This is a genomic window from Citrobacter sp., from assembly GCF_050252275.1.
Taxonomy (GTDB): Bacteria; Pseudomonadota; Gammaproteobacteria; order Enterobacterales; family Enterobacteriaceae; genus Citrobacter_A; species Citrobacter_A amalonaticus.
Genome location: NZ_JBFWLF010000205.1, coordinates 1 through 8299 on the forward strand (window position 1 = coordinate 1; position 8299 = coordinate 8299).

At 53.6% G+C, this 8299-nt stretch carries 6 protein-coding genes; 5 read left to right on the forward strand and 1 reads right to left on the reverse strand.

What is annotated here, in order from left to right; translation table 11 throughout:
* A partial coding sequence (locus AB7E14_RS16360; RefSeq protein ID WP_428169678.1) for a proline dehydrogenase family protein occupies positions 1-1314 on the reverse strand: 1314 nt, incomplete at its 3' end.
* Positions 1315-1711: 397 nt separating this feature from the next.
* On the opposite strand from AB7E14_RS16360, the gene putP reads away from it, so the two are divergent.
* The 5 genes from putP (at position 1712) to phoH (ending at position 8057) form a co-directional block, all read left to right on the forward strand.
* Positions 1712-3220 carry a sodium/proline symporter PutP gene (putP, locus tag AB7E14_RS16365; protein WP_043001041.1) on the forward strand — a complete coding sequence of 503 codons (1509 nt, stop codon included), beginning with the start codon at positions 1712-1714 and terminating at the stop codon, positions 3218-3220.
* Positions 3221-3443: 223 nt separating this feature from the next.
* On the forward strand, positions 3444-4277 hold the full coding sequence (gene efeU, locus AB7E14_RS16370) for an iron uptake transporter permease EfeU (RefSeq protein ID WP_046402040.1): 834 nt from the start codon (positions 3444-3446) through the stop codon (positions 4275-4277).
* Positions 4278-4333: 56 nt separating this feature from the next.
* Positions 4334-5461, forward strand: coding sequence for an iron uptake system protein EfeO (gene efeO / locus AB7E14_RS16375; RefSeq protein ID WP_044327601.1), 1128 nt, complete (start codon positions 4334-4336; stop codon positions 5459-5461).
* A 5-nt stretch (positions 5462-5466) separates the two neighbouring features.
* Positions 5467-6750, forward strand: coding sequence for an iron uptake transporter deferrochelatase/peroxidase subunit (efeB, locus tag AB7E14_RS16380; RefSeq protein WP_316962207.1), 1284 nt, complete (start codon positions 5467-5469; stop codon positions 6748-6750).
* A gap of 518 nt (positions 6751-7268) precedes the next feature.
* The gene (gene phoH, locus AB7E14_RS16385) at positions 7269-8057 is read left to right on the forward strand and encodes a phosphate starvation-inducible protein PhoH (protein ID WP_044327603.1); all 789 of its coding nucleotides are present in this window, start codon (positions 7269-7271) and stop codon (positions 8055-8057) included.
* Positions 8058-8299: the final 242 nt, after the last annotated feature.

Genomic DNA, 8299 nt, shown 5'->3' on the forward strand with positions numbered 1-8299 from the left:
CCAGTAGGCGCCTTTGACCAGGCGGATCATCAGGCGGCGACGGCTGCGGGTGGCCAGATCGATCAGGTAATCGATGACGAACGGGCAACGTTTCTGGTACGCCTGAATGACGAAACCAATACCGTTCCAGCCAGCCAGTTCAGGTTCAAAACACAGTTTTTCCAGCAGATCGAGGGAGATCTCCAGACGGTCGGCCTCTTCGGCATCGATATTGATGCCGATATCATACTGGCGCGCCAGCAGCGTCAACGACTTCAGGCGCGGATAGAGCTCTTCCATCACTCGATCGTACTGGGCACGGCTATAACGCGGATGCAGGGCGGAGAGCTTGATAGAGATCCCCGGACCTTCATAAATCCCGCGTCCGTTCGACGCTTTACCAATCGCATGAATCGCCTGCTGATAGGAGACCATATAGGCCTGCGCATCAGCTGCGGTCAGCGCGGCTTCACCCAGCATATCGTAGGAGTAGCGGAAGCCTTTTTCTTCCAGCTTACGGGCATTCGCCAGCGCTTCGGCAATGGTTTCTCCGGTCACGAACTGTTCGCCCATCAGACGCATCGCCATATCGACGCCTTTACGGATCAGCGGCTCACCGCTCTTACCGATAATGCGGTTCAGGGAGCGAGAAAGGCTGGCTTCGTTATGGGTGGAGACCAGACGACCGGTGAACAGCAGACCCCAGGTCGCCGCGTTGACGAACAACGACGGACTACGACCAATGTGCGACTGCCAGTTACCGTTGCTGATTTTGTCGCGGATTAAGGCATCGCGCGTGGCTTTATCCGGAATACGCAGCAGCGCTTCCGCCAGACACATCAGCGCCACCCCTTCCTGCGAAGAGAGAGAAAACTCCTGCAGCAAGCCTTGCACCATACCGGCACGGCCGCTGGCTGTTTTCTGATTACGCAGTTTATCCGCCAGTTGGTAAGCCAGCTTATGGGCCTGTTCGGCTACCGGCTGCGGCAGACGCGCCTGTTCCATCAGCATCGAGACCGCGTCAGTTTCAGAGCGACGATACGCTGCGGTAATGGCGGAACGCGAGACCGACTGTGGGAGGATCTGCTCGGCAAATTCCAGAAAAGGTTGATGGATCTCTTCCTGCGGTGCCGTGGATTCATCGCCTTCGTTGGCGGCTCCGGCCAATAGCGCAGGAATTTCTGGCAGCGTGTCATCGTTTTCCAGTTTTTCCAGGTAATTAAAGATTGCCTGCTTAATCAACCAGTGCGGGGTGCGATCAATTCGCGTTGCCGCTGACTTAATGCGCTCGCGCGTTGCGTCATCCAGTTTAACCCCCATCGTGGTGGTTCCCATGCCATCTGCTCCTGTTGTTCGGTGAGGTACTGCTTATCGTTATCGAGAAATATCTACTATGTTGCAACTTTGTGCAACCACGTTAAATGTGACCTGTATAACAAGCTTAAAAATGAATGAAATGTTAATAAAAGAAAGATGTATGACGTTGGGAAAAATAATAACGCTATCTTTTTCTCTGCGGCAGTTAACACTTTTAAAAGGTGCAACCGCGAAAAATGTGAGAGAGTGCAACCTGCCAGAAAATAGTGTTCATCTGCATTTAAATTTGATGTAAATGATGTGTTAAATCGATTGTGAATAAACCGCGCTTCCGGCAGGATACGGTCGCCCGGGAAATACAACAGGCTTTGCCACGTTCCGGCAGAGCAATAAAACAGAAGAGTCTGGAGATTTTATGGCAATTAGCACACCGATGCTGGTGACGTTCTGTGTCTATATTTTTGGCATGATACTGATTGGTTTTATCGCCTGGCGTTCAACCAAGAACTTTGATGATTATATTTTGGGGGGCCGCAGTCTCGGGCCATTTGTCACCGCATTATCTGCGGGCGCGTCAGATATGAGCGGCTGGCTGCTGATGGGCTTACCGGGCGCGATTTTCATTTCCGGGATTTCAGAAAGCTGGATTGCCATCGGCCTGACGTTAGGGGCGTGGATCAACTGGAAGCTGGTGGCCGGGCGCCTTCGCGTGCACACCGAACATAATAATAACGCTCTGACGCTGCCGGACTACTTCACCGGGCGCTTTGAAGACAAGAGCCGGGTTCTGCGCATTATCTCCGCGCTGGTGATTCTGCTGTTCTTCACTATTTATTGTGCATCCGGCATCGTGGCAGGGGCGCGTCTGTTTGAAAGCACCTTTGGCATGAGCTACGAAACCGCACTGTGGGCAGGCGCGGCGGCCACCATCCTCTATACCTTTATTGGCGGATTCCTCGCGGTAAGCTGGACGGATACCGTACAAGCCAGTCTGATGATTTTTGCGCTGATCCTGACGCCGGTGATTGTCATCATCAGCGTTGGGGGCTTTGGCGATTCGCTGGAAGTCATTAAACAGAAGAGCATTGAGAACGTTGATATGCTCAAAGGGCTGAATTTCGTCGCCATCATTTCCCTGATGGGCTGGGGCCTGGGCTACTTCGGTCAGCCACACATTCTGGCGCGTTTTATGGCGGCGGATTCCCACCACAGCATCGTTCATGCCCGCCGTATCAGCATGGCCTGGATGATCCTCTGTCTGGCAGGCGCGGTTGCGGTCGGTTTCTTCGGCATCGCTTACTTCAACAACAATCCGGCGCTGGCGGGTTCGGTGAATCAGAACGCGGAGCGCGTGTTCATCGAACTGGCGCAAATCCTGTTTAACCCGTGGATTGCCGGTATCCTGCTGTCTGCGATTCTCGCGGCGGTAATGTCAACGCTGAGCTGTCAGTTGCTGGTATGTTCCAGCGCCATTACCGAAGATCTGTACAAAGCGTTCCTGCGCAAAGGTGCCAGCCAACAAGAGCTGGTTTGGGTAGGGCGCATTATGGTGCTGGTGGTCGCGCTGGTGGCGATCGCCCTGGCGGCGAACCCGGATAACCGGGTGCTGGGTCTGGTGAGCTACGCCTGGGCTGGTTTCGGCGCCGCGTTTGGTCCGGTGGTACTGTTCTCGGTGATGTGGTCGCGTATGACTCGCAACGGCGCACTGGCCGGGATGATTATCGGTGCCGTGACGGTGATCGTCTGGAAACATTTCGGTTGGCTGGATCTGTACGAAATCATTCCGGGCTTTATCTTCGGCAGCGTCGGTATCGTCGTCTTCAGTCTGTTGGGTAAAGCGCCATCATCGGCGATGCTCAAACGCTTTGCTGAGGCTGACGCGCACTATCATTCCGCACCGCCATCGCGTTTGCAGGAAGGCTAACGTCTCAGTTCACTGACTAATCAGGCCCGCTTCGTGCGGGCTTTTTTGTCTTTTTCAGCTATCGCTTCCTGCCACAATCATTAACCCGCTAAGTGTTTACATTCTGACATCATTATCATTACATTCTGCTTGAGTTTTCTCTTGCCGTAATGATAATCACTATCACTGCAATTTACCTTTCTTTGCATCAGTTGACTAAGAATAACGTTTAAGGGTGTTTGGCATGTTTGTTCCGTTTCTAATTATGTTGCGTGAAGGGCTGGAAGCCGCGCTGATAGTCAGCCTGATTGCCAGTTATCTGAAGCGTACCCAACGAGGCCGTTGGATTGGCGTGATGTGGATTGGTGTATTTCTGGCGGCGGCGCTGTGTCTGGGCCTTGGGATCTTCATCAACGAGACCACCGGTGAGTTTCCGCAGAAGGAGCAGGAACTGTTTGAGGGTATCGTCGCGGTGATTGCTGTGGTGATCCTCACCTGGATGGTGTTCTGGATGCGTAAGGTTTCGCGCAACGTCAAAGTCCAACTGGAGCAGGCGGTCGACAGCGCATTACAGCGCGGTAATCACCACGGCTGGGCACTGATCATGATGGTCTTTTTCGCCGTGGCGCGTGAAGGGCTGGAATCCGTTTTTTTCCTGCTGGCGGCCTTTCAACAGGATGTCGGGATCTGGCCGCCGGTGGGGGCCATGCTGGGGCTGGCGACTGCGGTTGTTCTTGGTTTCTTACTCTACTGGGGCGGCATCCGTCTGAACCTGGGCGCTTTCTTTAAGTGGACCAGCCTGTTCATTTTGCTGGTGGCGGCCGGTCTTGCTGCAGGCGCGATTCGCGCCTTCCACGAAGCGGGATTGTGGAATCACTTCCAGGACGTGGCATTTGATATGAGCGCTATTCTTTCGACGCACTCGCTGTTTGGCACTTTGATGGAAGGCATTTTTGGCTACCAGGAAGCTCCGAGCGTCAGTGAAGTTGCGGTCTGGTTTATCTATCTGATACCGGCGCTGGTGGTGTTTGCATTGCCGCCGCGCACAGGCACAACCGCGTCCCGCGCAGCGCCTTGACGCTTCGCGACGCAAACTCTTATGTAGTTACAACATACTTATTTAAAGGGATGGTCATGACGAATCACTTTCGCCGTAGTGCGCTGCAGCTTGGCATGGCTGCACTGTTTGCTTCTGCTTTTACTGCCCATGCTGCGGATATTCCGCAGGTTAACGTCACGGTAACGGATAAACAATGTGAGCCGATGAGCATTACGGTTAATGCCGGCAAAACCCAGTTCATCATTCAAAACCACAGTCAGAAAGCGCTGGAATGGGAGATCCTGAAGGGGGTGATGGTGGTTGAAGAACGCGAAAACATCGCGCCGGGATTCAGCCAGAAAATGACTGCCAATCTGCAACCGGGCGAATATGACATGACCTGTGGCCTGCTGACGAACCCGAAAGGGAAGTTGATTGTTAAGGGCAGCGCGACGGCCGATGCCGCGCAGAGTGACACTTTGCTGAGTCTGGGTGGCGCTATCACCAACTATAAAGCCTATGTGACCGAAGAGACCGCGCAGCTGGTGGCGGGAACTAAAGCCTTCACCGATGCCATTAAGGAGGGCGATCTGGAGAAAGCGAAGTCACTGTATGCGCCAACCCGTCAGCATTACGAACGTATCGAGCCGATTGCTGAGCTGTTCTCCGATCTTGACGGCAGCATCGATGCCCGTGAAGACGATTACGAACAAAAAGCCGCCGACCCGAAATTTACCGGCTTCCACCGTCTGGAAAAAGCGCTGTTTGGCGATAACTCGGTCAAAGGGATGGAGAACTACGCCGATCAGTTGAATACCGACGTTCTGGATCTGCAAAAACGCATCAGTGAACTGGCATTCCCACCGTCAAAAGTGGTTGGCGGTGCAGCAGGACTGATTGAAGAAGTGGCGGCCAGTAAAATCAGCGGCGAGGAAGATCGCTACAGCCATACCGATCTGTGGGATTTCCAGGCGAACGTTGACGGAGCGCAGAAGATCGTAGACCTGCTGCGTCCGCAACTGCAAAAAGAGAACAGCGAGCTGTTAGCAAAAGTGGATGCGAACTTCAAAAAAGTGGATACCATCCTCGCGAAATATCGCACCAAAGATGGTTTTGAGACTTACGATAAACTGACCGATGCAGATCGCAACGCGCTGAAAGGCCCGATTACGACGCTGGCGGAAGATCTCGCGCAATTACGCGGTGTACTGGGTCTGGATTAAGCACCATGCAGCATGATAATAAAAACGGCGTGAGCGAACCGTCACGCAGACGTTTGTTGAAAGGAATGGGCGCGCTCGGCGGCGCGTTGGCGTTGGCCGGCGGTTGTCCGGTCGCCCATGCGCAAAAGCCGCAAAGCGCGCCGGGAACCTTGTCGCCGGATGCTCGTAGCGAGACTCAGCCTTTTTACGGTCCCCATCAGGCGGGTATTTTGACGCCGCAGCAGGCTTCAATGATGCTGGTGGCATTTGACGTTCTGGCATCGGATAAAGGTGAGCTCGAACGATTGTTTCGCCTGCTGACGAAACGTATTGCTTTCCTGACCACTGGCGGCCCGACACCGGAAACGCCGAACCCGCGTATGCCACCAATGGACTCCGGGATCCTCGGCGCCTTCATCGCGCCGGATAACCTGACCATGACGCTGTCGGTGGGGCATTCGCTGTTCGATACGCGCTTTGGCCTACAGGCGCAGATGCCAAAGACGTTGCAGAAAATGACCCGTTTCCCAAATGACTCTCTGGATGCGGCGTTATGCCATGGCGATGTGTTGCTACAGATTTGCGCTAACACCCAGGACACGGTGATCCATGCCCTGCGCGATATCATCAAACATACGCCGGATTTGCTGAGCGTTCGCTGGAAGCGAGAAGGGTTTATATCCGACCATGCGGCGCGCAGTAAGGGTAAAGAGACTCCGGTCAATTTACTGGGCTTTAAAGACGGTACGGCGAATCCGGACAGCAGCGATGTAAAGCTGATGCAGGACGTGGTGTGGGTGACGGCGGAGCAGGGGGAACCGGCGTGGGCCATTGGCGGATCTTATCAGGCTGTTCGTCTGATTCAGTTTCGCGTCGAATTCTGGGATCGCACGCCGCTCAAAGAGCAGCAAACCATTTTTGGCCGCGATAAGCACACCGGCGCTCCGTTGGGGATGCAGCACGAACATGATGTGCCGGATTACGCCAGCGACCCGGACGGCAACGTCATTGCGCTGGACAGCCACATTCGTCTGGCGAATCCACGCACGGCGCAGACGCAGTCGAGCCTGATGATGCGTCGTGGATACAGCTACTCCCTTGGCGTGACGCCATCCGGACAGCTTGATATGGGATTGCTGTTTGTCTGCTATCAACACGACCTGGAAAAAGGGTTCCTGACCGTGCAGAGGCGGCTAAACGGCGAAGCGCTGGAAGAGTACGTTAAGCCGATTGGCGGCGGCTATTTCTTCGCGCTACCGGGAATCAAGCAGGCCGATCGCTATCTGGGCCAGTCTCTGCTTGAAGCCTGATAGTGATACCCCGTCTGTGGGCGGGGTATGTTGCGTCTCACGCGGCTGAAAATATTCTTTTTTTATATGATCCGTTTTTTGAAATAATTTTGTAATATCTCCGTAAGAGACTGTTGCCAACAGAAATGAGAATTTAGTTAACGTCAGGTAAAAATATTGTTGCGTTATTGCTAAGTTCTGATGTAATTATACGTAATAGCGGTAGTTCCCGGCAGTGATGGTTATTCACTATGGAGATCGCGAATGGTAAAGTCCTCTCGTGGACACGTTTCTGACAGTTTTTGCAGCCTATTACGCGGAAGTCTCTCCTCCGGTAGCCATCTCGTCACCGCTAAATTTCTCTCATTTTCCCCTCTTCTTCGTGTTACTGACGCCATATTCGGTGCGCGTAGCCGTGTGTGGCGTCTATTCGAAAGGCAAGCAATGGCTTACAAGGAAGCCAACCCGCAGATGTTCGTGCGCATAATCGCGCTGCCAACGGCGCGTGTGATGAATACCAACAACTCAAGGTGCTATCCATGGGAAGACAAAAAGCAGTGATCAAAGCTCGTCGTGAAGCAAAACGTGTGCTGAGACGGGACTCACGCAGTCATAAACAGCGTGAAGAAGAATCGGTCACCTCGCTTGTGCAGATGAGTGGCGTAGAAGCGATTGGCATGGCGCGCGACAGTCGCGACGCCACGCCAATCATGGCGCGCAATGAGGCTCAATCGCACTACCTGAATGCTATCGAGAGTAAACAACTGATTTTCGCTACGGGCGAAGCCGGGTGTGGTAAAACCTGGATCAGTGCGGCAAAAGCAGCAGAGGCCCTGATACATAAAGATGTAGACAGGATCATTGTCACCCGTCCAGTTCTGCAGGCTGATGAAGATCTCGGCTTCTTACCTGGAGATGTATCGGAGAAGTTTGCTCCCTATTTCCGGCCGGTTTATGACGTGCTGGTTAAACGACTCGGGGCATCTTTTATGCAGTATTGCCTGCGACCTGAAATCGGTAAGGTGGAAATCGCGCCGTTCGCCTACATGCGCGGACGTACATTTGAAAATGCAGTGGTCATTCTTGACGAGGCTCAGAACGTCACTGCTGCGCAAATGAAGATGTTCTTAACGCGCCTCGGGGAGAATGTGACGGTTATCGTCAACGGGGACATTACCCAGTGCGATTTACCCCTTCATGTTCAGTCAGGGCTCAGTGACGCGCTGGCCCGCTTTAAAGAAGATGAAATGATAGGGATTGTTCGCTTCAATAAAGATGATTGCGTTCGCTCGGCGCTCTGCCAACGAACGCTGAATGCGTACAGTTAAGTTAGCAATCTTTGCGCTCAGAGCCCGGGAAAACCGGGCTTTGTTTTTTGGCGAATGTTACATAGGGCGGTGAGGGGGGATTGACTCGCTTCGCTCGCCCTGCGGGCGTCATGGCCTGCGGCCATTCCGTCCAACGGGCTGCGCCCGTTGTCGACCCCCGGTCGGGGATTCTCATCCCCCCATTGGGGAATATAAAAGAAAAGAGCCGATACATAAGTACCGGCTCTTATCTGAAATATGGC

Coding starts and splice junctions, on each gene's coding strand:
- putP (WP_043001041.1), top strand. CDS start 1,712: ATGGCAATTAGCACACCGATGCTGGTGACGTTCTGTGTCTATATTTTT.
- efeU (WP_046402040.1), top strand. CDS start 3,444: ATGTTTGTTCCGTTTCTAATTATGTTGCGTGAAGGGCTGGAAGCCGCG.
- efeO (WP_044327601.1), top strand. CDS start 4,334: ATGACGAATCACTTTCGCCGTAGTGCGCTGCAGCTTGGCATGGCTGCA.
- efeB (WP_316962207.1), top strand. CDS start 5,467: ATGCAGCATGATAATAAAAACGGCGTGAGCGAACCGTCACGCAGACGT.
- phoH (WP_044327603.1), top strand. CDS start 7,269: ATGGGAAGACAAAAAGCAGTGATCAAAGCTCGTCGTGAAGCAAAACGT.